Below are 22,520 nucleotides of genomic sequence, written 5' to 3'. Positions count from 1 at the left end.
AATTTGTATATTGACAGAAAACCTAACAAGGCAGCTGGATCCATGAACGAGACGATGCCTTTGGACCCCTTGGTTGCCATCGTCACGGGCGCCGGCCGCGGACTGGGGCGAGCGATGCCGCTGGGTCTCGCCGCTGCAGGGGTACGCGTGCTCGGTACCGCCGCCCGTGAATCGGGTGAGCTGCAGGCGCTGGAAGCGGAGATCCGCGATCGCTTCGGTTCCGACCGTTTTCTTCCCCTCACGGCCGACGCTGCCCATCCCGAAGAGGCCGAACGCACCGTGGCCACGGCGCCCGAACGCCTGGGACGACTCGATGTGCTCATCAACAACGCTGGACGCGGGATGAAGTACGTCAACCCGTGCTTTCTCACCGCCCCCCCTCCTTTCTGGGAAACGCCACCGGAACTGTGGCGCCTCATCATCGACACCCACGTCAATGGCCCCTTTTTCATGGCGCGGGCGGCCGACCAGGTCACCGGCAAGCGGGTGATCGCACGGCAATGGACGCCGTACGCACCCAAGGACGCACTCGCAGACGCAGGATGGGAACTGAGATGAACGGCTTGTCTCAACGGGCACCGGCCCTGCACGGTTTGCTCTTCGTCGCCCTCTTCGCCCTAGCGGCGTTGCAGATGGCACAATTCCCCGCCATATCCCGCCTAGGTCTCAGTCCGCTCATCGTCGGCATCCTCTTGGGCATGGTCTATGCCAACACCCTACGACGCCACTTGCCCGAATCCTGGGTGCCCGGCGTCCTCTTCAGTTCCAAACATCTGCTGCGCGCGGCCATCATCCTCTACGGCTTTCGCGTCACCTTCCAGCAGATTGCCGCCGTGGGCTGGGCCGGCCTGGGCGTGTCGGTGACCATGGTGGTGAGCACCCTCGCTCTCGGCGTATGGATGGGTACCCGCCTCTTCAAGCTCGACCGGGATACCGCCATTCTGACGGCAGCCGGCAGCGCCATCTGCGGCGCGGCGGCGGTCGTGGCCACCGAGTCCGTCTTGGAATCCAATCCTGCCAAGAGCGCCGTGGCGGTGGGAACCGTCGTCCTCTTCGGCACCCTCTCCATGTTTCTTTACCCCGCCGTCTATGCCACGGGACTGCTGCATCTCACACCCCAGATCTTCGGTCTCTATAGCGGCGGCACCATCCACGAGGTGGCGCAAGTGGTCGCGGCCACCGGCGGGATCGCCGGGGCAGGAGAAGTCGCCGTGATCGTCAAGATGGTCCGGGTGATGCTGATCGCCCCCGTGCTGCTCGCTCTGGGTTGGCTCACGCTGCGCCACAAAACCAGGACGGAAAACGCCGGCGTTCGGCTCGTCATTCCCTGGTTCGCCGTCTGGTTCGTCGCCGCCAGCGCCATCAACTCGCTCGGCGTTCTACCCAATTGGCTGGTGCAAGATCTGATCGGGGTCGACAATTTTCTCCTGACGATGGCGATGACGGCCATCGGCATGGAAACGAACGTGGTCAAGTTTCGCCAGGTCGGCCCCGGACCGCTCTACCTCGCCGCCGCGCTCTTCCTCTGGCTCGTGTTCGGCGGCTACGGCGTCACCCGTGTTTTTGCAGCAATGCTGGGATAAGCTGTACGGCAACGAAAAACGCTGCGCGAGAACACCCATGCCGAACGATGCCTGTTTGCCCCTGCATCGAGCCAAAGAAAAAGGACGCAACCGGGTCGTGGTGGAGGCCAAAGCCTGGCAGAAGTAATCTACCGCTGGCCCCCCTGATCGACCTCAGGTCTCCAGCGGATCCACCTCCAGACGCCAGCGCAACGAACGCGGATGGGGCAAGCCCCGCAGCGCCTCGACCCAGCGCTCGAGGAAAGCGTGCAGCGCAGGACGGCGACCCCCTTCGACGAGCAGCTGGGCCCGTTCGCGGCGCGCGAGGCGCACGAGGCGCATCGGGACCGGATCGAACACCTTCACCGGCCAACCTTCCCGGCCCGCAATCTCACGCCCCGTGGTGCGCGCCGCCTCCAGGAAAGCGAGCGCCGGCTCCAGCGCCTCGTCGTCGGCGCGCAACAACGCCTGAAAAGCGAAAGGCGGCAGCCGCAGCGCCCGACGCTCGGCGAGCGTCCTCGCGGCGAAGGCGGCATAGTCGTGCGCCGCGAGCTCGCGAAAGAGCGGATGCTGGGGAAACTCCGTCTGCACCAGCACCCGACCTGGCGCGCCCGCCCGACCGGCCCTGCCGGCCACCTGTATCAGCTGCTGGAACATCCGCTCCGTGGCGCGCACCTCGGCGGCGTAGAGCCCGGCATCGGCCCCGATCACGCCGACGAGCGTGAGCGACGGAAAATCATGCCCCTTGGCCATCATCTGCGTGCCCACGAGCAGGTCGTAGCGTCCCGCGCGCACCTCCTCGAGCAGCGTTTCCCATTGAGCCAGGGTCCTCACCGCGTCGCGGTCGATGCGCGCGATCCGCGCCTGGGGAAACAGCGCCTGCAACCGCTCCTCCAGCCGCTGCGTGCCCCGGCCGACGGGCTGCAGGTCGAGCGCGCCGCACTCGGGACAGGACCGCGGCGGGGTCTCGCGATAACCGCAGTGATGGCAGTGCATCCGGCCGTCGTCGCGATGGAAGACGAGATTGACCGAACAGTTCGGGCAGCGGCTCACCCAGCCGCAATGGCCGCAGCGTACCACCGGCGCGTAACCCCGGCGGTTGAGGAAAACGAGCGCCTGCTCGCCGCGCGCGAGCGTGGCTTCGATCGCCTGGGCGAGCGGCGCGCTCACCCCCTCCTCGGCCGGCGTCTGCGCCGTGTCGATGAGCTCTATCGTCGGCAAGGGTTGGCCGCTCGCGCGGGCGGACAAAGCCACGCGGCGATAGCGGCCCGCCTCGCAGGACGCCCAGCTCTCGAGCGAGGGCGTGGCCGAACCGAGCACGATCGGCACGTTCCAACGGCGAGCCCGCCAGACCGCCAGGTCGCGCGCCGAGTAGGGCACCCCTTCGAACTGCTTGTAGGATGGATCGTGCTCCTCGTCCACCACCACCAGCCCCAGCCGCACGAAAGGCGCGAACACGGCGAGCCGCGTGCCGAGCACGACGTCGATCTCGCCGCGCATCGCCGCCACGAAGGCCGCGGAGCGCTCGCCGGCAGGCGCCTCGGAATGCAGGCACACGATGCGGGCCGAAGGAAAACGGGCATGCACCCGCTCGGTGAGCTGCGGCGTGAGGGCGATCTCGGGCACCAGGAGCAGCGCCTGCCGCCCCTGGGCGAGGCACTCCGCCACCAGGCGTAGATAGACCTCCGTCTTCCCGCTGCCGGTGATGCCGTGCAGCAAGGTTGCCGAAAATCCGTCCCGCGGCACCGCTTCGAGCGCTGCCCTTTGCCCTTCCGTGAGTTCGGGTAGCGGCCCGGCTGGCACGGTGCCCCCCTCCTCGCCCCTTCCCTTGCTCCGGGGTTCGCGCTTGCGCCGGCGCAGCGCCGGAGGCAACATCGCCGCCACGACCTCGCCGAGCGGGGCAAGGTAATAGCGGGCGGTGAATTCGAGCAACTCCCGGTCCGCCTCGGGTAGCGGCGGCAGGCCCTCCCAGATCGCCTCCACCGGTTTGATCCGCTCGTCCGGGACGGACGGATCCGCCTTAAGCGACCAGACGATGCCCAGCTTCGCCCCCCGGCCGAAGGGCACGCGCACGATCTGCCCCGGCACGACCGCTTCGGGAACCCAGTAATCGAAAAGGCCTTCACCAGGGAACGGCAGTAGCACCTGGGCCCGGCGCATCCCCTCGCTCATGCCTTCTGGTGATATTTCACGCTCTCGGTCTGGACGGCGTGGACCAGCGCCGCCACGTGCTCCGGCGGCGTATGCTGCGAAATGCCGTGCCCCAGGTTGAAGACATGCCCCGAACCGTGGCCGAAGGCTTCGAGCACCTTGCAGGCCTCGCGCACCACCACGTCGGGCGGCGCAAAGAGAATCGCCGGATCGAGATTGCCCTGCAGCGCCACCCGGTCACCGACCAAGGTCCGCGCCCGGCCGATGTCCATCGTCCAATCCAGCCCCACGGCATCGGCGCCGATACTGGCCAAATCTTCCAGCCACACGCCACCCCCCTTGGTGAAAACGATGGAGGGGACGATCCGGCCTTGCGCCTCGCGGCGTAGGCCCGAGACGATACGCGCCAGATACGGCAGGGAAAACGTCTTGAAGGCTTCCTCTGCGAGCACGCCCCCCCAGGAATCGAAGAGCATCACCGCCTGCGCCCCCGCCTCGATCTGGGCATTGAGGTAATCGATCACCGCCTGCGTCGTCACTTCGAGGATGCGGTGCATCAGGTCGGGGCGCGTGTAGAGCAGCGTCTTGACCGTGCGGTAATCCTCGCTCGCCCCCCCCTCGACCATGTAGCAGGCGAGCGTCCAGGGGCTGCCGGAAAAACCGATGAGCGGCACCGAACCGTCGAGCGCCCGCCGGATCTGGCGCACCGCCTCGAGCACGTAGGCAAGCTCCACCGTCGGATCGGGGGCCGAGAGATTGCGGATCTCCCATTCGCTGCGCAGCGGCCGCTCGAACTTCGGCCCTTCTCCTTCGACGAAGTACAGCCCCAGACCCATCGCATCGGGCACCGTCAGGATGTCGGAAAAGAGGATCGCCGCATCGAGCCCGAAACGCGCGATCGGCTGTAAGGTCACTTCGGTGGCGAGCGCCGGATCCTTGCACAAGGCAAGGAAACTACCAGCCCGTCGGCGCGTCTCGCGGTATTCGGGCAGATAGCGCCCGGCCTGCCGCATCAACCAGATCGGTGTGCGATCCACGGGCTGGCGCAGCAGCGCCCGCAGGAGACGGTCGTTTTGCAAAGAGGGCATGAGAGGGCGACTCCGTAAGGCGACAGGACAGCCGCCATTATACGGAGCTCAGTCGGCATCCTGGATGCGCTTGAGCGACAGGCCGAGCTGCTTGATCTTGCGGTAGAGATGGGTGCGTTCCAGACCGGCAAGTTCCGCCACCCGGCTCATGGGCAAGGCTTCACGCTCGAGCAGGCGCTCGAAGTACATGCGCTCGAAGGCTTCGCGCGCCTCGCGCAGCGGCAGGGTGAGCAGACGCTCCAGCGTGGGCTGATCCGGCAGGCCGAAGATGCGCTCGATCGCTGCCTGGGGCACGACGCCGTCCTCCTGGGCGTCCAGCAAGGCTTCGGCCAGGCCGAAGAGGTCGAGCTCGGCCGGCAGCATTCCCTTGGGCATGCGCGTCAGGCCGCTCGGCGGAAGCTGGGGTACGACTGCATCGCCGCGCCGCTGCGCCACCTCGGCAAGCGCCAGCGGCATGAGGGTGTCGAGCGCACGCAAGGCTTCATCCCGCTGCGGTACCTCGACGCGGCATTGGGCGAAATCAGCCACGAGCGTCTCGGGCCATCCATCCTGTTCCAAGACTTCCGTCTTCACCGCACTGAAGACGATCACACGGGCGGAATATTCTCCCCGGCGTTCGATGGCGAAGCAAAGGTTTTTTTGCTGCAAGCGGGTCAGGTTCTGCAGTTCGTATACATACCAATGCCCGCCGCGCGCCCGCTGCAGCTTGTCGAGCGAAAGCGGCTGGGTTTCGGCACCGAGATCGAGCCTCGGCCCATCGCCCAAGCTCAAGGCATGCGCCAGAGCCTGGACGAGAAAAGAGTCGCTCACCTGAAAGTAGAGGAGTCCCTGGCGCTGCAGATGGTTTTTGGCCCGGTCCAACACCGGCGCAAGCAGGGGATGCTCTCCCAGACGGCCGATCGCCACCTCGCTGGGCGCCTTCGCCTGCCGGGATCGCGCCACCGCCTCCTTGATGGCCGGCAGCAGTTTCTGCATCGAAATCGGTTTTTCGAGAAAATCGATCGCGCCGATGCGCGTGGCCTCTACCGCCGTGTCGATCGTGGCGTGGCCCGACATCATGATCACCGGCGGTGCCGGCGGCTGCCGTCCCATCCACTGCCGCAAGAGGGTGATGCCGTCGACATCGGGCATCCAGATGTCGAGGAGGATCACATCCGGTCGCTCCGCCTCCAGGCGCTCGTTCGCCTGCAGGCCGTTCTCGGCCGTCTCGACGGCATAGCCCTCGTCTTCGAGGATCTCGCGCAGCAGCTCACGGATGCCGACTTCGTCGTCGACGATGAGCACTTTAGCCATCGCGGCCTCCTTCTCGCACCTCGTCGCCGAGCGGGAATTCGATCTCTACCATCGCTCCTCCTTCGGCCCGGTTGACCAAACGCACCCGCGCCCCATGGTCGTCGAGGATCTTCTTGATCACCGCCAGACCCAGCCCCGTTCCCTTGGGTTTGGTCGTGAAATAGGGCTCGAATGCGTGGCGCAGCAGCTCCGGAGGAAACCCGGGGCCATTGTCGAGGACGCGCAGGATCAGCGTGTCGGCATTGCGCCGGACCTCGATGCGGATCATACCGTCCTGCCGCCCCTCCAGCGCATCCTGGGCATTCTGGATGAGATTATGCAACACCTGCCGCATTTGGGAAGCGTCGGCCCGCAACGCCGGCAAAGGCTCTTGCGGCAAGTCGAGCTCCAGGCGCGCCGGAGAGGATTCGTACAAGACCAGCACGCTGCGAAGCAGCGCCTGCAGTTCGATCCAATCTTTCTTCGGCGCGGGCAGGCGGGCATAGTCGCGGAAGGCGTTGACGAGGTTTTTCATCGCCTCCACCTGATCGATGATCGTCTGCGTGGCGCGTTCGAGCATCTGACGCTCCTCGGGGCCCAGACGGTCGGCAAGCTTGTAGCGCAAGCGCTCGGCCGAGAGCTGGATCGGGGTGAGCGGATTCTTGATCTCGTGCGCCAGGCGCCGGGCCACTTCGCCCCAGGCTGCAGTGCGCTGCGCCTGCACCAGGTCGGTGACGTCGTCGAATACGACCAGACGACCGCTGCCGTGGCGCGTCGGCAGAGAAGCCACGTGCAGCAGAAGCACCTGGGTATGTCCGTCGGCGCAGCGACGGCGCCACTCGGTGGGGCCTGCCGGCTCGCGACCGATGAGCTCGGTGATCAAGGTGGCAAATTCCGGCTCCATCGTCCAGCAGGAAGGGGGCTGGCCCGTGCACCCTTGCAGATCGATTTCGAGGATACGTGACGCCGCGGCATTGGCGATCGTCAACTTCCCCTCCGTGTCGAACGCCAGCACGCCGGTGCTCAAGTTGGCGAGGATCGTCTCCAGGTAGGCGCGTGCCGCCTCGATCTGGGCGTGGGATTCTTCCGCCGCCTGCCTCGCCTGGGCGAGCTGCTGCGTCATCGCGTCGAACGAGCGCGTCAGCACCCCAAGTTCGTCGCGGGCCGCGATCGGCGCAAGCGGCCGGTAATCGCCGGCCGCCACCGCCCGCGTTCCTTCCGCGAGCACCATCAGCGGTGCGATGAACTTGCGCGACAGGTACATCGCCAGCGCGAGTGCCGCCAGCAAAGACAGCAGGACGGTGATGGTGAGCGTGAGCGCATAAATGCGCTGCAGACCTTCCTTGCCGACCACGATCTGCTGGTAGTCGCGATAGGCCGTCTGCACCGCCTCGATCTGCTCGACGATGTTCGCCGGTACCCGTTGCACCAGCTGCAGGTAGGCCGCATCCGTCGTACTGCCCGGCATCGTCGCGCCGAGCACGGCGATCACCCGGATCACCGGAACCCCCTCAGGAGAGGTATCGACCCGGTGAAAAAGCCCCGTACTGCGGGCCGCCTGCAATTCGATTGCGGTGGGCAACACCGAGCTCAACCAGCGATCGTCCGGGCTCACCGTCACCAGTGGCGTTCCCTTGGCGTTGAGCACGGTGATGGAGCTCACCCCCAGATTCTCGCGCAGGGGCGTGAGTGTGGCGATGTCCACTGCCCCTGCCTGAGCGAGCTGCCCCCGCAGCGTCTCCGCATCGTGCCGCGCCTTCAGCACCAGGTTGTCGAGCGTGTTGCGCGCGAGCGCCACCCCGCTCTCCAGCGCCCGCTCGACCCGGATGTCGAACCAGGTCTCGATCGAACGCACCACGAAGAAGATCGAGACGAGATAGAGGATCACCGCCGGGATCAGGGCCATGGCGGTGAACATGAGCGTGAGCCGCACGCGCAGACGCGTGCCGAATTTCCGGCGCCGATACTGCCGGTAGAGATGCCAGGCCTGACGGCCAAGCAGCACGCCGAGTCCGGCCACCACCGCTGCATTGAGCGTCAGGAAATAAGGAAAGGCGGAACCGAAGACGTCGGTGTTGCTGCTGGCAGTGGCGAGCAGGAAGATCGAGATCGCCACTACCGCCAGGATCACCACCACCAGGCCGCGGTTCATCGCTTCCTCCAGGGATACCAGCGATAAGGCCCCACCTCCCAGGCATAGGCGTCGTTACCCAGCGCACTCGCGCGCAGGGTCTGCGGCAATTGCGACAGATCGACACTCAGCCGCAATTCGGCCCGTACGTCCGACAACGGGTTGAACACGTCAGCGGCCACCGGCCAGCCGCGGATCGAACGCAAGGATTGCAGCAAGGTCTCCCGGTCGTAGAAAACGTGCGTCGCATCTCCCACCGTCAACAGCCAATCCTGCGTCACCGGCTGGTGCCGTATGGTGATGCGCCAGAATTTGCCGAAGACCAGCTGATCGCTCCAGTACCAACGCTCGCGATAGAGCATCAGCTCCAGGCGCAGGGGCATGGCGATGCCGCGCTGCAGCAGATCTTCCCATACGGCGGGAAAGCGCTCGAACCCCAGATCGGCGTCGAGAAACCAGTTCCCCTCACCGTCGCGCCACAGTCGCGCCCGTGATGCGGCATCGGCCACCGCTGTCCCGTCATTGGTCAGCAAGCCCAAAGCGCCCAAGGGGAGTGCGCCCAAGGCAAACAGCAGCCGCCGGCGCAGTGGATCAAGCGGTTTTGCGCAGCAGCGCGTAGAAGAACCCATCGTGCGTCTCGTCAGGAAGCAATGCGAGCGTCTCGCGCTCGCCATCGAGGGGAACGAGCCGGGCGTCGCGATGGCGCTTCACGAACACCCGCACCTGTTCCTCGTTTTCTTCGGCGAAGATCGAGCAGGTCGCGTACAAAAGCCGTCCGCCCGGTTTGAGCAGCGGCCACAGGCCATCGAGGATCTCGCGCTGCTGCCGGGCGAAGCCGGCGACGTCCTCGGTGCGGCGCAGCCATTTGATGTCGGGGTGGCGCCGCGCCACGCCGCTGCCCGAGCAGGGCACGTCGGCAAGGATCGCATCGAATGGCCGGCCATCCCACCAGCGGGCGGGATGGCGCGCATCGCCGCGCAGCACCTTCGCCGCTACGCCCAGCCGCGCCAGAGCACGGCGCAGTGGCGCAAGCCTCGTCTCCTCGACGTCGACGGCGGTGAGTTCGATGTCGGCCAATTCCAATAGATGGGCGCTCTTGCCACCGGGAGCAGCGCAGGCGTCGAGCACGCGCTCGCCGTCGAGCGGAGCGAGCAGCCGCGCCGCGAACTGGGCCCCCACGTCTTGGGGCGAGACCCAGCCCTCGGCAATGCCGGGGACTTTGGCCACGGGCATCGGTCGCTCCAGCAGCAGCGCCATCGGACCGGCGCGTCGCACGGCGATGCCGGCCGCGGCAAACCGCGCGAGCGCCTCGGCTTCATCGATGCGGCGGCGGTTGAGCCGCAACCCCATCGGCGGATGGGTGTTGCCCGCATGCAGGATTCGCTCCCAGTCGAGCGGATGCTGCGCGCGCACCTTGTCGATCCACCAGCGCGGATGGCGGAAATGCGCCACGGCGGCATCCTGTACCTCCGGCATGGAGGCGGGCACGGAGGCACTCGCACGCGCCGCCTCGGCGAGCGCCTCGGGATGCAGCGCCTCACGCTCACGCAGGAAAGTGCGCAGCAGGGCATTGGCGAATCCCGCCAAGCGTTCTTGCCTCAGACGCACGCAGCTCACGCTCTGGTGCGTGAGCGCATGCGCATCGCGCGGGCCGTCGCGCAGCGCCGACAGCGCCACCAGCAAAGGCGCGAGCACCGGCTCGGGCACGCCGCGCGGCGCGAGCCGCGCCAGCACCCAGCGCCCCCAGCCGTAATCGCGCAGCGCGCTCCAGGCCAGGTCCCGCACCCGCCCCCAGGCCCCAGGCTCGGTCACGGGATGCGCCGCACGCAAGGCGTGATAATGCTCCAGCGCATTGTGTCCCGCGACGACCTGGTCGATGACCTGCGCCGCGAGTTCGATCGCGCCGGCCAGGGTACGCGGATCGACTTCGGCTTCGCGAGTCGCCTCGCCTCTTCCGTGCCGGGCGCTCGATCCTTCCCGCGCGCGCGAGGGTTTGTCGCGGCGACCCGATGTTTCACGTGAAACATTCCTGTCGGTCGAAGCGCGCGGTCGCTCGTTCACGGCTGCACGATCTCCCGCAGATAGCGCGGCAGCACCAGGCGCGCCCGATAGGTTTCCCCATCGAGGTAGCGCAGCTCGCCCAGCCCCCGCTCGGCGATGCGCGCGTCCACCGTCGCCGGATCGAGCGACACCGGATCGAGCGCGTCGGAGGCGCAGGCAAGCATCCAGTTCGCCCCGTAGAGCGGGATGTAGTGCAGATGCGGCCGAACGCAGGCGAAGACCGCACGCAGGCGCCGCAGCAGCTCGCGCACCCGCTCGGGCTGATGGTCTGGCGCCCCCACGTGCAGCGACAGCGCTCCCCCCTCGGTGAGCAGCGCTTTGCACGCGCGGAAGAACTCTTCCTGGTAGAGTGCGGCCGCCGGCCCCACCGGATCGGTGAGGTCGAGCACGACGAGATCGAATTTCCTTCCCTCGGCCGGGGCCACGCGGCGCACGTAGTCCAGCCCGTCCTGCACCCGCAGCTCCAGACGCGGATCGTCGAGGGCACCGCGATGCACCGCGGGGAAATACTTGCGCGCGAGCTCGATCACCTTCTCGTCGAGCTCGACGAGCACCACCTGCTGCATCGTGCGGTACTTGAAAAGCTCCTCGGCCGAGCCACCGTCGCCCCCGCCAATGACGAGCGCCGAGCGCGGCCCTGCATGCGCGAGCCCCGGCACGTGGATGAGATTCTCGTGATAGATGAACTCATCGGCCTCGCTCGTCATCGCGCAGCCGTCGAGACGGAACATGCGTCCGAAGAGCGGCGAATGCCACACCTCGTATTCCTGGTAACGGCTACGGCCGCGTTCCAGGCACTCGGTCACGTCGAAATAATAGCCGCTCCAGCTGCTCAAGGACTCCCACAGCCGCGTCGTCCGTTCGCTCATCGCCTCACTCCCGCGGCGCGATCTTGCCGCGCACCACCGAATGGCTCACTACCTCCATCGGGTTGAGCGTCTCGATCACGCGGCGAAAAACCCGCCGCGCAAGCTCGGAGTTGTCCTTGGAGAAATTGCACACGTACACGTCCAAAGTGACGTTGCCCGTTTCGGGCCAGGTATGGATGGCCAGGTGAGACTCGGCCAGCACCACGGTACCAGTGACGCCGGCATTCTCGCCATTGTCGTGTCGGAACTGGTAGAAATAAGCGCCCAGCGGCGTCAGTCCTGCCTCACGGCATTCCTGCACGCACAAGGTCTCCAACCGTTCCCGGTCGGTGAGCAGAGCGACATCGCAGCGGCAATCATAGAGATCCGCAATCAGATGAAGACCGTTCATCTCCACTTCTCCCGGCCAGCCATGGAAAACTGAAAATTATACAACGAACTGCACGAAAACCGTTCGCTGCCCCAACCGCGGGGACCCGCAATCAGAACAAATATGGGGACACTTGTTCCCAACTCAAGCGCGCGATCAACACCGCCACCACGACGAGAAAGAGCTTGCGCACGAAACCGGAACCACGACGCAGCGCCAGGCCACTGCCCACGCGCGAACCCAGCACGTTGCACAGCGCCAACCACCCCCCCAATGCCCAGGCGATGTGCGCATGGCCCCAGAAATAGGCGATGGCCGCGAGGTTGGTCGCCACGTTGCCAACCTTGGCCAGGGCCGACGCATGGAGAAAATCCAATCGCAACAGACGCACGAACGCGAAGATGAAAAAACTGCCCGTGCCGGGGCCGAAGAATCCGTCGTAGAAGCCGATGACCAAACCGATACCCAGCGCCCGCGCCAGATCGGCCCGTCCCCAAGCCGCGGTGCGGGCATGCAGGCCGAACTCCTTCTTGGCAAAGGTATAGACCGCGACCAGGCTCAACAGCACCAGCACCAGCGGACGGGCCCACTCACGCGGGAAATGCGTCACCGCACTCGCCCCGAACCAGCTACCCATCGCGGCCGCGCCAGCCACCGTCGCCAACAACGCGCCCGGCAGAGCGATGCGCCGAAGATATTGCCGCGCCGCTGCCGCCGTTCCCACCACGGAAGCGACCTTGTTCGTCCCGAAGAGATCGGCGAGCGGCGCCTGCGGGAAAGCGAGCAGCAGGGCGGGCACCTGGATGAGGCCACCTCCCCCCACCGCCGCATCGATGAGCCCCGCGAGAAAGGCCGCCCCACCCAGGACGAGCCATATCCAGCTCAAATCTTCGAGCCCCATTGCTCCTCCTTGCCAATGTTCCACGTGGAACATTCCGGCGATATTCTCATTTGCCGATGCAGAAGCGGCTGAAGATCTCGCCGAGCAAATCCTCTATGTCATATTCTCCAAGGATTCTGCCGAGCGCCCGGTGTGCGGCGCGCAGCTCTTCGGCCAAAAGCTCCAGCGCCTCGCCCGTCTCCAGTGCCGCCTCCAGCGCCCGGCGCGCCTCGCGCAGCGCCTCCAGATGGCGTTCGCGCGCGAGCACCACGTCTTCACCGTGGGCGTGCCAGCCGGCCACCTCCAGCAGCGCCGCCCGCAGCAGCTCCAGCCCCTCGCCGGTGCGCGCCGACAGCCACACGCGTTCGCGAATGCGTCCGTCCTCCCCCGCCTCGCGTCGCGGCGCCTCGCCCGTCAAGTCGATCTTGTTGACCACTTCGATCACCGGCACCTCGGGTGGCGCGAGCGCCAATACCTCCTTGAGCGGGGCCGCCTCGGGGCGATCGAGCGCGCGCAGCGCCAGCACCGCATCGGCCTGGGAAATCGCCTCGCGCGTACGCGCCACGCCGATGCGCTCCACCGGATCGTCGGTGGCTCGCAGCCCCGCCGTATCGATCACGTAGAGCGGAATGCCTTCGATCTGGATCGCCTCGCGCAACACGTCGCGGGTGGTACCGGCGATGTCGGTGACGATCGCCCGCTCTTCCCCCATCAAGGCGTTGAGCAGGCTCGACTTGCCGACATTGGGCGCCCCGGCGATCACCACGTGCAGACCCCGGCGCAGCAACGCCCCCTGACGCGCATTTTCCAGCAGCCGATCGAGGGAGGACAAGGTCTCACCCACCTTCTCGCGGATACGCGCGGCGGCGATGAGCTCCAGATCCTCTTCGGGAAAATCGAGCGACGCCTCGACCCACATGCGCGCCTCGATCAGGCGCTCCTGCAGCGCGCGCACCGCGCGGGAAAATTCCCCCGTGAGCGAACGCGCCGCCCCTCGGGCCGCCGCTCGGGTGGAGGCGTCGATCAGATCGGCCACGGCCTCCGCCTGTGCCAGGTCGATCTTGCCGGAAAGAAAGGCGCGCTCGGTAAACTCGCCGGGACGGGCGAGCCGCGCGCCCAGCCCGAGGCAGCGCTCGAGCAGAAGCTGCAGCACCACAGGCCCGCCGTGCCCGTGCAGCTCCAGCACGTCTTCGCCGGTAAACGAATGCGGCGCAGGGAAGAAGAGCGCCAGCCCCTCGTCGATCACCGCCCCATGGGCGTCGTGAAAGCGTGCGAACGTGGCCATCCGCGGCGCCGGCACCCGCCCGAGCAGCGCCTCGACGAATGCTGCGAGCGACGGTCCCGAGACCCGCACCACGCCGATGCCGCCGCGCCCCGGCGCAGTGGCAATCGCCGCGATCACCTCGCGCGGCGCCTCCCCTTTCTGCACCCCGCTCACGCCACCCACCCTCCAGTACCAGGTAGCGCTACGATCCGCTGGCGCAACCGATCTTTCGCCAGACCCTTCACTTTCCTGCCTTGGCCGGCTCCATCTGGCGCGTGATCCACCACTGCTGGGCGATCGACAGCACGTTGTTCGTGAGCCAGTAGAGCACCAGACCGGAGGGGAACCACAGGAACATCACCGTGAACACGATGGGCATGGCGAGCATCAGCTTCGCCTGCATCGGATCGACCGGCTGTGGATTGAGCTTCATCTGCACCAGCATCGACGCACCCATGAGGATGGGCAGCACGAAGTAGGGATCACGCATCGACAGATCCTGGATCCACAGGATCCACGGCGCCTGGCGCATCTCCACGCTGTTGAGCAGCACCCAGTAGAGCGCGATGAAGACCGGGATCTGCACCAGGATCGGCAGGCAGCCGCCCAGCGGATTGACCTTCTCCTCCTGGTAGATGCGCATCATCTCCTGCTGCATGCGCGCCTTGTCGTCGCCGTAGAGCTCCTTGAGGCGCTGCAAGCGCGGGGTGAGCGCGCGCATCTTGGCCATCGAACGGTAGCTCGCCGCCGACAAGGGGAAGAAGATCGCCTTGAGCAGCACGGTCACCAGCACGATCGCCCAGCCCCAGTTCCCCGTGAGCTTATGGAGCCAGGACAGCACCCAGAAAAGCGGCGCGGCGATCACCGTGAGCCAACCGTAATCGACCACCAGGTCGAACCCCGGTGCGAGCGAACCCAGCACGCTCTGCGTCTGCGGCCCTGCATAGAGACGGACGGATCCTTCCTTCGCCTCTCCCGGCGCCACCGCCCCCAGCGGCAGGATCACCCCCATCTGGAACAATCCTCCCTCCACCGGCCGGACATAGAACTCGCGCTGCACCCCCTCCTGCGGCAACCAGGCCGCGACGAAGTAATGCTGCACCATGGCGATCCAGCCATCCTGCGCGAGCCGCGGAAACTCCGCCTTGCCCTTGAGCACGTCCTCGAAATTGATCTTCTTGTACTTGCTCTCGGCGGTATAGACTGCCGGACCGGTGAACGTGCGAACCCCGAAGAGCGAGTGCTCCTCGGCCGGCAAACCATCGCGCAGGAATTGATAATAGGTCGACGCTTCGATCGGTTCCGTGCCCGCGTTGGCAACCTCGTGGCGCACCTCGACCAGATATTCACCGCGCTTGAAGCGCAGCACTTTGGTCACGAGCGCTCCATTGTCCGCCTGGGCCGTGAGCCGAACCTCCAGCACGTCCTGCCCTGGCGCAAGCCGCACGGCCTCGGCCGGCAGCTGCCATTGCGAACGATGGTTCGGCAGGCCCGCGCCGATCAGCCCCGACTGCACGCGATAGACGTGGCCGGCACGGCCATCGTCGAAGAGCACGAAGGGTTTGCTGCGGTCTTCGCGCGCGGCGTAGTCCTTGAACGCGAGGAAGACGATGTCGCCGCCACGCTCCGAGATCTCCGCGGTGAAGCGGTCGGTCTCGACCACCATGCGCCGCGCCTGCGCCTCTTCGAGCGCCCCGGAAGCCGGAGCGACGGCGGCCCGCTGCGACTGTGGCACCTCGCCCAGACCGGCCCCTTGCTGCGTTGCGACGGCTCGCTCGGCCTGCGGCTGCGGCACCGGCTGGTTGTGACGCAACCAGGCCTCCCACAGCATCACCAGCGAGAACAGAAACACCAACAACGGGATCAGGCGGCGTTGTTCCATGGAACCATCCTGGGAAAACGGGCAAAAGAATCGGCGAATTATGGCACAGGGTCGTGCCCGCCGGGATGAAAGGGATGGCAGCGCAACACCCGTCGCAGCCCCAGCCACAGGCCCTTCAGGGCCCCGTGGCGCTCGATCGCCTCCAGCGTATACTGCGAGCAGGTGGGATGGAAACGGCAGTTGCGCCCCAGCCAGGGGCTGATCGCCAGCTGATAACCGCGAATGAGCGCCATCAGGAGGCGGCGCATTTCCCTGCCTCCCGCACGAGCCGATCAAAGCAGGAAAGGAGATCCTCGCGCAGCATCCGGCGGGTGACCGCGACGATCGGCGCGCTCAGCCGCACCACCAGGTCGCAGGCCGGCAGCCGCCCCTTCTCGAGGCGAAAGGTCTCGCGCGCGATGCGCTTGACGAGATTGCGCTGATGCGCGCGCCGCACAAGTTTCTTCGCCACCACCAGCCCCAGGCGCGGGCGACCCAGCTCGTTGGGATTCCAGTGAACGGCAAAAAACCGCCCGCGGATCACCCGCCGCGCCGTGAAGACGCGCGAGAACTCGGACGGCTGCAGCAGGCGGTCGGCGCGACGAAAGCGCGCCCCCGCCTCGGACAGGATCTCGCCGCTCAAACGGCCAGGCGATGACGGCCCTTGGCCCGACGCGCCCGGATCACAGAGCGGCCGCCGCGGGTGCGCATACGCACGAGGAAACCATGGGTACGCTTGCGGCGGATCTTGGAGGGTTGATAGGTGCGTTTCATGGGATCACCTCGAACGGGAAAATCTCGTTATTTAACAGACAAGCGGAGGACATGTCAAGAAAAATCACAGAAGGCGAATCGGTTACACTGCGAGCATCCTGCACCTTTCTCCCCTATGCCCACTCCACCCTTACCCGCTCTCCCTCCCCTCACCGGCCTCATCCTCGCCGGCGGCCGCGGCACGCGCTTGGGTGGCGTCGACAAAGGACTGGTCGAACTGCACGGGCGACCACTCGTCGAGTACGTGCTCGAGCGGCTGCGGCCGCAGACCGGGGCAATTCTCATCAACGCCAACCGTCACCACGAGCGTTACGCCGCCTACGGCGTGCCGGTAATTCCGGACCTCGAAGGCGGGTTCGCCGGGCCGCTCGCCGGCATCGCCGCGGGACTCGCCACCGCCCGCACCGACTGGGTGGTCGTCGTCCCCTGCGATTGCCCCTTGCTGCCGTCCGACCTCGTCGCTCGGCTGTGGCAGGCGCGCTGCACCGCCGAGGCCGACGTGGCCGTCGCCCAAGCCGCGGGGCGGCTGCAGCCTGTCTTCGCACTCGTACCGATCACGGCGCGCGCCGAGCTCGAACGCCGCCTGCGCGCGGGCGAGCGCAAGGTCGAAGCCTGGCTCAAGGCGCAACGCTTGGCCATCGCCGATTTTTCCGACGAAGCCGAAGCCTTCGTCAACGTGAATACCGAGGAAGAACGGCGTGCGCTGGAAGCGCGCCTTGTCTCGTTTCCTCGCCCTTTGCTATAGTGAGCCGACACGACCCCCTCAGGCCCACTCTCCATGCCGCCGTTTTTTCATAGGCTCAGTTTCCGCCTCCCGGCCATCTTCATTGCCTTCTCCTTGCTCGTCGCGCTGGCCAACGCATTCACTTTGTACGTTTCCTGGCAGCTCCAAGGTAGCGCCGCGGCGATCAACGACTTGGGCAGCGAACGCATGCGTTCATACCGCATTGCCTTTCTACTAACCCAGCGCGAACCCGGCGAAGGCAATGGCGAGAATCTCAGCGACCAGATCAGGGAAGAGATCGCCCGATTCGAAGAAGTTCTGAGTCGTCTCGAAGTCGGCGATCAGAGCCGGCCGCTGTTCGTACCGCCACGACCCACCATCCGACGGCAGTTGGCAGACATCCAAACCGCCTGGTCGGGGGAAATCCGTCCCGCCTTCGAATCACTCCTTACTATCCCTGCCGACCAGAGGCTCCACTACCTGCCGCGCTTGCGCCGTGCGCTCGACGGATTCGTCGGACGCATCGATGCGCTCGTCACCGATATTGAGCAGGCGAGTTCCCGCAACACGGCACTGCTCGGTAGCCTGCAACTGGGGCTCCTGGGCCTGGCGATCGGAGGGAGCGTCGCGCTCGTCTATCTCATCATTCTGCTCGTCGTCCGCCCCGTGCTCAGCCTGCAAGAAGGGGTGCAGCGCATGGAGAAGGAAGATTTTTCCGCCCGAGTACCGGTGGAGAGCGAGGATGAATTCGGCGATCTCGCCCGCGGTTTCAACCGCATGGCCGCCCACTTGCAAGATCTTTATGCCACGCTGGAGCAGCGCGTCGAGGAAAAGACGAGGCATCTAGAAAAAAGGACCCGCGAACTGACCCTGCTCTACGGCGTCTCTTCCTTTCTCGAGGAACCCAGTAACATCGAGACCCTATGCCGCGGTTTTCTGCAGGCTGTCCTGCCCGCCATGGGGGCCGACGCTGCTTCGATACGAATGATCGACCCTCAGACGCAGCAAATCCACCTGTTCGTACATGAAGGACTGCAGCCGGGGTTCGTTGCCAAGGAACGCTGTCTCGCACAAGGGGAATGCCTATGCGGCGCCAGCGCCTGGACGGGGCAAACGCTCGTCCAGACTTTTCCGGCCCAGGGCGAACTCCCCTATGCCTGTGAGGCCGCTGGTTATCGTTCCGTATGGATACTACCCATCGCGGTGCAAAAACAGCGGCTGGGGCTCTTCAATCTCTATTTCCGCGAAGCAAGCGAACTCTCGCCCCAAGAACGGCGCCTGCTCGAAACATTAGTGCAGCATCTGGGAATCGCCATCGAAAACCGCCAGCTCGTCTCGCGCGAACGCGAACTCGCTGTGTCCGAGGAACGCAATCTCCTCGCCCAAGAACTGCACGATTCGATTGCCCAATCGCTCGCCTTCCTTAACTTGCAGGCCCAAATGTTGCGCCGATCAATCGAGAGCGGCGAGCGAGAACAGGCGCTCACCGAGCTGGCCCAGATCCGCGAAGGCATCCAGGAGAGCTATGACGACGTGCGTGAGCTCCTCGTCCATTTCCGCCTTCGCCCTGGTGCCAGTGAATTCGAGGAAACGGTGCGCTCGGCCCTCGAAAAATTCGAGGGTCAGACAGGGATCCACACCAATCTGCGGATTTCCGGCGCGGGCATGCCGCTCACCGCCGAGCAGCAGCTGCAGGTCCTGCACATCGTGCAAGAAGCGTTGTCCAATGTACGCAAGCACGCCGCTGCCAATGAAGTCACCGTGGAGATCCAGCGCGGCGAAACGTACCGCATCGAGGTTCGCGACGATGGTTGCGGCATCGATCCCCGAAGGCTGGAAGATGGTGAGGGCCACGTCGGGCTGAAGATCATGCGCGAGCGAGCGCATCGCATCGGTGCCACGCTGGACATCCTCTCGACACCGTCTGAAGGAACCTGCGTACGGCTGTTGCTGCCGTTACTTCAAAAGGAGGCTGCATGACGAAAAAGATCGGCGTCTTGCTCATCGACGACCACGCGCTTTTTCGCAGCGGCGTCAAGGCGCTTCTTTCCCGTCAGCCTGACATCGAGGTTGTCGGCGAAGCAGCCGACGGACTCGAAGGCATCAAGCGCTGCGCTCAGCTCCAGCCCGACCTCGTGCTGCTAGACCTGAACCTTCCTGGCCTGAGTGGGCGCGACACCCTCGCTTTGCTGCTCGAGGAGCATCCATCTTTGCCGATCGTCATATTGACAGTCTCGGAGGAATCGTCCGACCTGATGGACTGCCTCAAGTCGGGGGCCAAGGGCTATCTGCTCAAAAACATCGAAATAGACCAGCTCATCGACGGCATCCGACGTGCGGTGCGTGGCGAAGCCGTGATGTCACCGCAAATGACCGGCAAGCTCGTCGAAGGCATCCGGTACACCACGGCCAGAACGACCGCACCGCAGGCGGAACACGAAAAACTCAGTCCGCGCGAACGCGAGATTCTCGCCTTTCTTGCCCGTGGAGCGAGCAACAAAGAGATCGCCCGAGCCCTTGATCTCGCCGAGAGCACCGTCAAGATCCACGTGCAGCACATTTTACGCAAGCTGAATTTGTCCAGCCGGGTTCAAGCTGCCGTCTACGCCGTCGAACAGGGTCTGGCGGCCAAAGACCGAGCCTAGTCCTTTCGGCGTATCCCTTATCCTCCTTTTGCCTCGCCCTCTTTCACCTTCCGTGGAATGGAAGAGCCGAGCGCCGCACCCTACACTGCCTTCGTCGCTTGCATGATCGTCTTTTCCTTTCGGAACGGCGATTTCCACCACGGAGGCAGATCATGGCATCGCAAACCTACAAGCAGATCTCGGTCCTGAGCGCGAGTACCTTCGCTTTCACGATCTGCTTTGCCGTCTGGGTGATGTTCTCAATCATCGGGATTCCCATCAAGGAGACGCTGGGGCTCAACGAAACCGAATTTGGCTTGCTCACCGCCACCCCCGTGCTCACCGGCTCACTGATCCGGCTGCCCCTGGGGATGCTCACAGATAAGTACGGTGGCCGCCCCGTCTTCATGGTGCTCATGCTCGTCACGGTAATCCCGATCTACCTGATCAGCCAAGCGACCGAGCTGTGGCAGTACCTCGTACTGGGGTTGTTCATGGGCTTGGCCGGCGGTTCCTTCTCGGTCGGCATCGCTTACGTGGCGCGCTGGTTCGACAAGAGCCGGCAGGGTTTGGCGATGGGCATTTTCGGGGCGGGCAACTCCGGCGCTGCGCTCACGAAGTTCGTCGCCCCCTCGCTGGTCGTCGCCTACGGTTGGCAGTCCGTGCCCAAGGTATACGCGGTTGCGATGCTCGTCACCGCCATCCTCTTCTGGTGTTTCACCTACACCGATCCTTCTCACCGGGTTCAATCGAGCATCACCTTCCGCGACCAGCTGCGTGCCCTCAAGGATCCGACCGTCTGGAAACTGTGCCAGTATTATTCCATCGTCTTTGGTGGCTATGTCGGCCTCAGTCTGTGGCTGACAAAGTATTACATCAATGAATATGGGTTCGACATCCGTACCGCCGCACTGCTGGCTTCCACCTTCGTGCTTCCGGCCGGCGTCATCCGTGCGCTCGGCGGCTGGCTCTCCGACCGTTACGGTGCTCACCCCGTCACCTGGTGGGTGCTTCTCATCTCCTGGGTGTGCCTTTTTTTCATGTCCTACCCTCAGACGGAGATGACGGTGCAGACGGTGAAAGGGCCACTGACGCTGCACATCGGGCTCAATCCGTGGGTTTTCACGATGCTGCTCATCGTGCTTGGCTTTGCTTGGGGCATCGGCAAGGCCTCGGTCTTCAAATACATCTCCGACCAATATCCCGAAAACATCGGCGTCATCTCCGGCATTGTTGGCCTCATCGGCGGATTGGGTGGATTCCTGCTGCCGATCCTCTTCGGGGTGCTGGTCGACCTTACCGGCTTGCGCTCGAGCATCTTCATGTTGCTGTGGGGCATCACGCTCGTGTCGCTCGTTTGGATGTATTGGACCGAGATCGTCCCTCGTCGGCGTAGCGAATCTTCCTTCACACCAACCCCTTCCTCCCGCTGAGCCTTTCAGGAGACTCCCATGACTTCGCGCGTATTGACCAACTGGAACCCGGAAGACCCGGTGTTCTGGCAACGGCAGGGCAGACGCATTGCGATCCGCAACCTGTGCATCTCCATTCCGGCCCTGTTACTCGCCTTCGCCATCTGGATGGTATGGAGCGTGGTGATCGTAAATCTGCCGCACATCGGTTTTCACTTCACCACCAACCAGCTCTTCTGGCTCGCTTCGGTGCCCGGGATTTCCGGTGCAACGTTGCGCATCTTTTACTCCTTCATGGTCCCCATCTTCGGCGGGGGTCTGTGGACGGCGCTGTCGACCGCCTCGCTGGCGATTCCGGCGCTGTGGATGGGCATTGCCGTACAGGATCCTTCCACCTCCTACGTGACCTTCTTGGTGATTGCGCTGCTGTGCGGCTTCGGCGGCGGCAACTTCGCCTCCAGCATGGCCAACATCAGCTTCTTCTTCCCCAAGTCGCTGCAGGGTACGGCGCTCGGGCTCAACGCCGGCTTGGGAAATCTCGGCGTGTCAGTGGCTCAGTTCGTCGTGCCGCTCGTCATCACTACCGCCGTGTTCGGAGCGCTCGGCGGCGGGCCGCAAACCTGGGTCAAAGGGGATGAGACGAAACTCATCTGGCTACAGAACGCAGGCTTCATCTGGGTGCCCTTCATCCTCGCCACGGTGATCGCGGCCTGGTTCGGCATGAACGACATCGCCTCGGCCAGAGCTTCCTTCGCCGAACAAGCTGTGATCTTCCGCCGCAAGCACAACTGGCTGATGTGTTGGCTCTATCTGGGCACCTTTGGCTCCTTCATCGGCTATTCGGCCGGATTCCCCATGCTCATCAAGACGCAGTTCCCCGGTGTCGACCCTCTGCAATATGCCTATCTCGGCCCGCTGGTGGGCGCCCTGAGCCGTCCGCTGGGCGGCTGGATCGCCGATAAGGTCGGCGGTGCCCGCGTCACCTTCTGGAATTTCATTATCATGACCATCGCTGGGCTCGGTGTGCTCGTCTTCCTGCCCAAAGGCTCGGCCAATGCTTTCGCCCTGCCCTGGGGACCGACCGAAGGCAGTTTCGCCGGATTCTTCACCATGTTCATGCTGCTCTTCTTCACTTCCGGCATTGGCAACGGTTCCACATTCCGCATGATTCCAGTGATCTTCCGTACCCTGCACGAACGCTGGAGCGCCGGCCAAGGAGAGCAAGCCAAGGCACAGGCAATGCGAAACGCGAGCAAGGAAGCGGCGGCAGTGCTCGGCTTCACTTCAGCGGTGGCCGCCTATGGTGCCTTCTTTATCCCAAAATCCTATGGTACCTCCATCGACCTCACCGGCGGAGCCGAGGCCGCGCTGTGGCTCTTCATCCTCTTCTACCTAACCTGCATCGCCGTGACCTGGCGGTTCTATTCGCGCAAGAATGCCGAGATTCCCTGCTGATTGCCATTTTTCGGAGAAACCT

21 protein-coding genes are annotated in these 22,520 nt (G+C 64.9%); 7 read left to right on the top strand and 14 right to left on the bottom strand.

The window, feature by feature from the left end:
* Positions 1–42: 42 nt before the first annotated feature.
* Together ASC37_RS03655 and ASC37_RS03650 are read left to right on the top strand one after the other, a co-directional pair.
* Positions 43–558, top strand: coding sequence for an SDR family NAD(P)-dependent oxidoreductase (locus ASC37_RS03655; protein ID WP_055423078.1), 516 nt, complete (start codon positions 43–45; stop codon positions 556–558).
* Positions 555–1,583 (top strand): YeiH family protein, encoded by a 1,029-nt coding sequence (locus ASC37_RS03650; protein WP_028875224.1) that lies wholly within the window; start codon positions 555–557, stop codon positions 1,581–1,583. Before ASC37_RS03655 ends, ASC37_RS03650 begins: the two co-directional genes overlap by 4 nt.
* A 153-nt stretch (positions 1,584–1,736) precedes the next feature.
* Here ASC37_RS03650 and ASC37_RS03645 read toward each other — a convergent pair whose 3' ends face one another.
* From ASC37_RS03645 to rpmH, 14 genes are all read right to left on the bottom strand, one after another.
* Positions 1,737–3,734 carry a primosomal protein N' gene (locus ASC37_RS03645; protein WP_198288992.1) on the bottom strand — a complete coding sequence of 666 codons (1,998 nt, stop codon included), beginning with the start codon at positions 3,732–3,734 and terminating at the stop codon, positions 1,737–1,739.
* A complete protein-coding gene (hemE, locus tag ASC37_RS03640) occupies positions 3,731–4,801 on the bottom strand; it encodes a uroporphyrinogen decarboxylase (RefSeq protein ID WP_055423076.1) in 1,071 nt (356 codons plus the stop codon). Before hemE ends, ASC37_RS03645 begins: the two co-directional genes overlap by 4 nt.
* Positions 4,802–4,849: 48 nt before the next feature.
* The gene (locus ASC37_RS11810; RefSeq protein WP_055423075.1) at positions 4,850–6,094 is read right to left on the bottom strand and encodes a sigma-54-dependent Fis family transcriptional regulator; all 1,245 of its coding nucleotides are present in this window, start codon (positions 6,092–6,094) and stop codon (positions 4,850–4,852) included.
* A complete protein-coding gene (locus tag ASC37_RS03630) occupies positions 6,087–8,225 on the bottom strand; it encodes a sensor histidine kinase (protein WP_055423074.1) in 2,139 nt (712 codons plus the stop codon). Before ASC37_RS03630 ends, ASC37_RS11810 begins: the two co-directional genes overlap by 8 nt.
* The gene (locus ASC37_RS03625) at positions 8,222–8,833 is read right to left on the bottom strand and encodes a DUF4390 domain-containing protein (RefSeq protein ID WP_055423073.1); all 612 of its coding nucleotides are present in this window, start codon (positions 8,831–8,833) and stop codon (positions 8,222–8,224) included. The genes ASC37_RS03630 and ASC37_RS03625 overlap by 4 nt, the downstream gene beginning before the upstream one ends.
* Positions 8,796–10,265, bottom strand: a complete 1,470-nt coding sequence (gene rsmB / locus ASC37_RS03620; protein WP_198288991.1) for a 16S rRNA (cytosine(967)-C(5))-methyltransferase RsmB — start codon at positions 10,263–10,265, stop codon at positions 8,796–8,798. Before rsmB ends, ASC37_RS03625 begins: the two co-directional genes overlap by 38 nt.
* Complete coding sequence (gene speE / locus ASC37_RS03615; protein ID WP_055423072.1) at positions 10,262–11,134, bottom strand: polyamine aminopropyltransferase; 873 nt, start codon at positions 11,132–11,134, stop codon at positions 10,262–10,264. Before speE ends, rsmB begins: the two co-directional genes overlap by 4 nt.
* 4 nt (positions 11,135–11,138) lie before the next feature.
* Complete coding sequence (gene speD / locus ASC37_RS03610; RefSeq protein WP_055423071.1) at positions 11,139–11,525, bottom strand: adenosylmethionine decarboxylase; 387 nt, start codon at positions 11,523–11,525, stop codon at positions 11,139–11,141.
* Positions 11,526–11,616: 91 nt separating this feature from the next.
* Positions 11,617–12,405: a sulfite exporter TauE/SafE family protein gene (locus tag ASC37_RS03605; protein WP_055423070.1), complete on the bottom strand. Its 789-nt coding sequence runs from the start codon at positions 12,403–12,405 to the stop codon at positions 11,617–11,619.
* Positions 12,406–12,451: 46 nt separating this feature from the next.
* Positions 12,452–13,813, bottom strand: a complete 1,362-nt coding sequence (mnmE, locus tag ASC37_RS03600; protein ID WP_055423197.1) for a tRNA uridine-5-carboxymethylaminomethyl(34) synthesis GTPase MnmE — start codon at positions 13,811–13,813, stop codon at positions 12,452–12,454.
* A gap of 76 nt (positions 13,814–13,889) precedes the next feature.
* Positions 13,890–15,530, bottom strand: coding sequence for a membrane protein insertase YidC (gene yidC / locus ASC37_RS03595; protein ID WP_055423069.1), 1,641 nt, complete (start codon positions 15,528–15,530; stop codon positions 13,890–13,892).
* 38 nt (positions 15,531–15,568) lie between these two features.
* Positions 15,569–15,778, bottom strand: a complete 210-nt coding sequence (gene yidD / locus ASC37_RS03590) for a membrane protein insertion efficiency factor YidD (RefSeq protein WP_055423068.1) — start codon at positions 15,776–15,778, stop codon at positions 15,569–15,571.
* Positions 15,763–16,152 (bottom strand): ribonuclease P protein component, encoded by a 390-nt coding sequence (gene rnpA / locus ASC37_RS03585; protein WP_206202258.1) that lies wholly within the window; start codon positions 16,150–16,152, stop codon positions 15,763–15,765. Before rnpA ends, yidD begins: the two co-directional genes overlap by 16 nt.
* Complete coding sequence (gene rpmH, locus ASC37_RS03580; RefSeq protein WP_028875239.1) at positions 16,149–16,283, bottom strand: 50S ribosomal protein L34; 135 nt, start codon at positions 16,281–16,283, stop codon at positions 16,149–16,151. Before rpmH ends, rnpA begins: the two co-directional genes overlap by 4 nt.
* A gap of 115 nt (positions 16,284–16,398) precedes the next feature.
* Between rpmH and mobA the strand changes: the two genes are divergently transcribed.
* The 5 genes from mobA (at position 16,399) to ASC37_RS03555 (ending at position 22,498) form a co-directional block, all read left to right on the top strand.
* Positions 16,399–17,028 carry a molybdenum cofactor guanylyltransferase MobA gene (mobA, locus tag ASC37_RS03575; RefSeq protein WP_055423067.1) on the top strand — a complete coding sequence of 210 codons (630 nt, stop codon included), beginning with the start codon at positions 16,399–16,401 and terminating at the stop codon, positions 17,026–17,028.
* Positions 17,029–17,061: 33 nt separating this feature from the next.
* A complete protein-coding gene (locus ASC37_RS03570) occupies positions 17,062–18,987 on the top strand; it encodes a type IV pili methyl-accepting chemotaxis transducer N-terminal domain-containing protein (RefSeq protein ID WP_055423066.1) in 1,926 nt (641 codons plus the stop codon).
* Complete coding sequence (locus tag ASC37_RS03565) at positions 18,984–19,652, top strand: response regulator (RefSeq protein WP_055423065.1); 669 nt, start codon at positions 18,984–18,986, stop codon at positions 19,650–19,652. The genes ASC37_RS03570 and ASC37_RS03565 overlap by 4 nt, the downstream gene beginning before the upstream one ends.
* Before the next feature lie 152 nt (positions 19,653–19,804).
* A complete protein-coding gene (locus tag ASC37_RS03560) occupies positions 19,805–21,064 on the top strand; it encodes an MFS transporter (protein ID WP_055423064.1) in 1,260 nt (419 codons plus the stop codon).
* 18 nt (positions 21,065–21,082) lie between these two features.
* Positions 21,083–22,498, top strand: a complete 1,416-nt coding sequence (locus tag ASC37_RS03555) for a NarK family nitrate/nitrite MFS transporter (RefSeq protein ID WP_055423063.1) — start codon at positions 21,083–21,085, stop codon at positions 22,496–22,498.
* The last annotated feature ends 22 nt before the right edge of the window (positions 22,499–22,520 follow it).

The sequence above is a fragment of the Tepidiphilus thermophilus genome (genome assembly GCF_001418245.1).
In the GTDB taxonomy this organism is placed as follows: Bacteria; Pseudomonadota; Gammaproteobacteria; order Burkholderiales; family Rhodocyclaceae; genus Tepidiphilus; species Tepidiphilus succinatimandens.
Note: the sequence above shows the minus strand (reverse complement) of the source record. Positions and strands in the feature narration are given on the sequence as shown.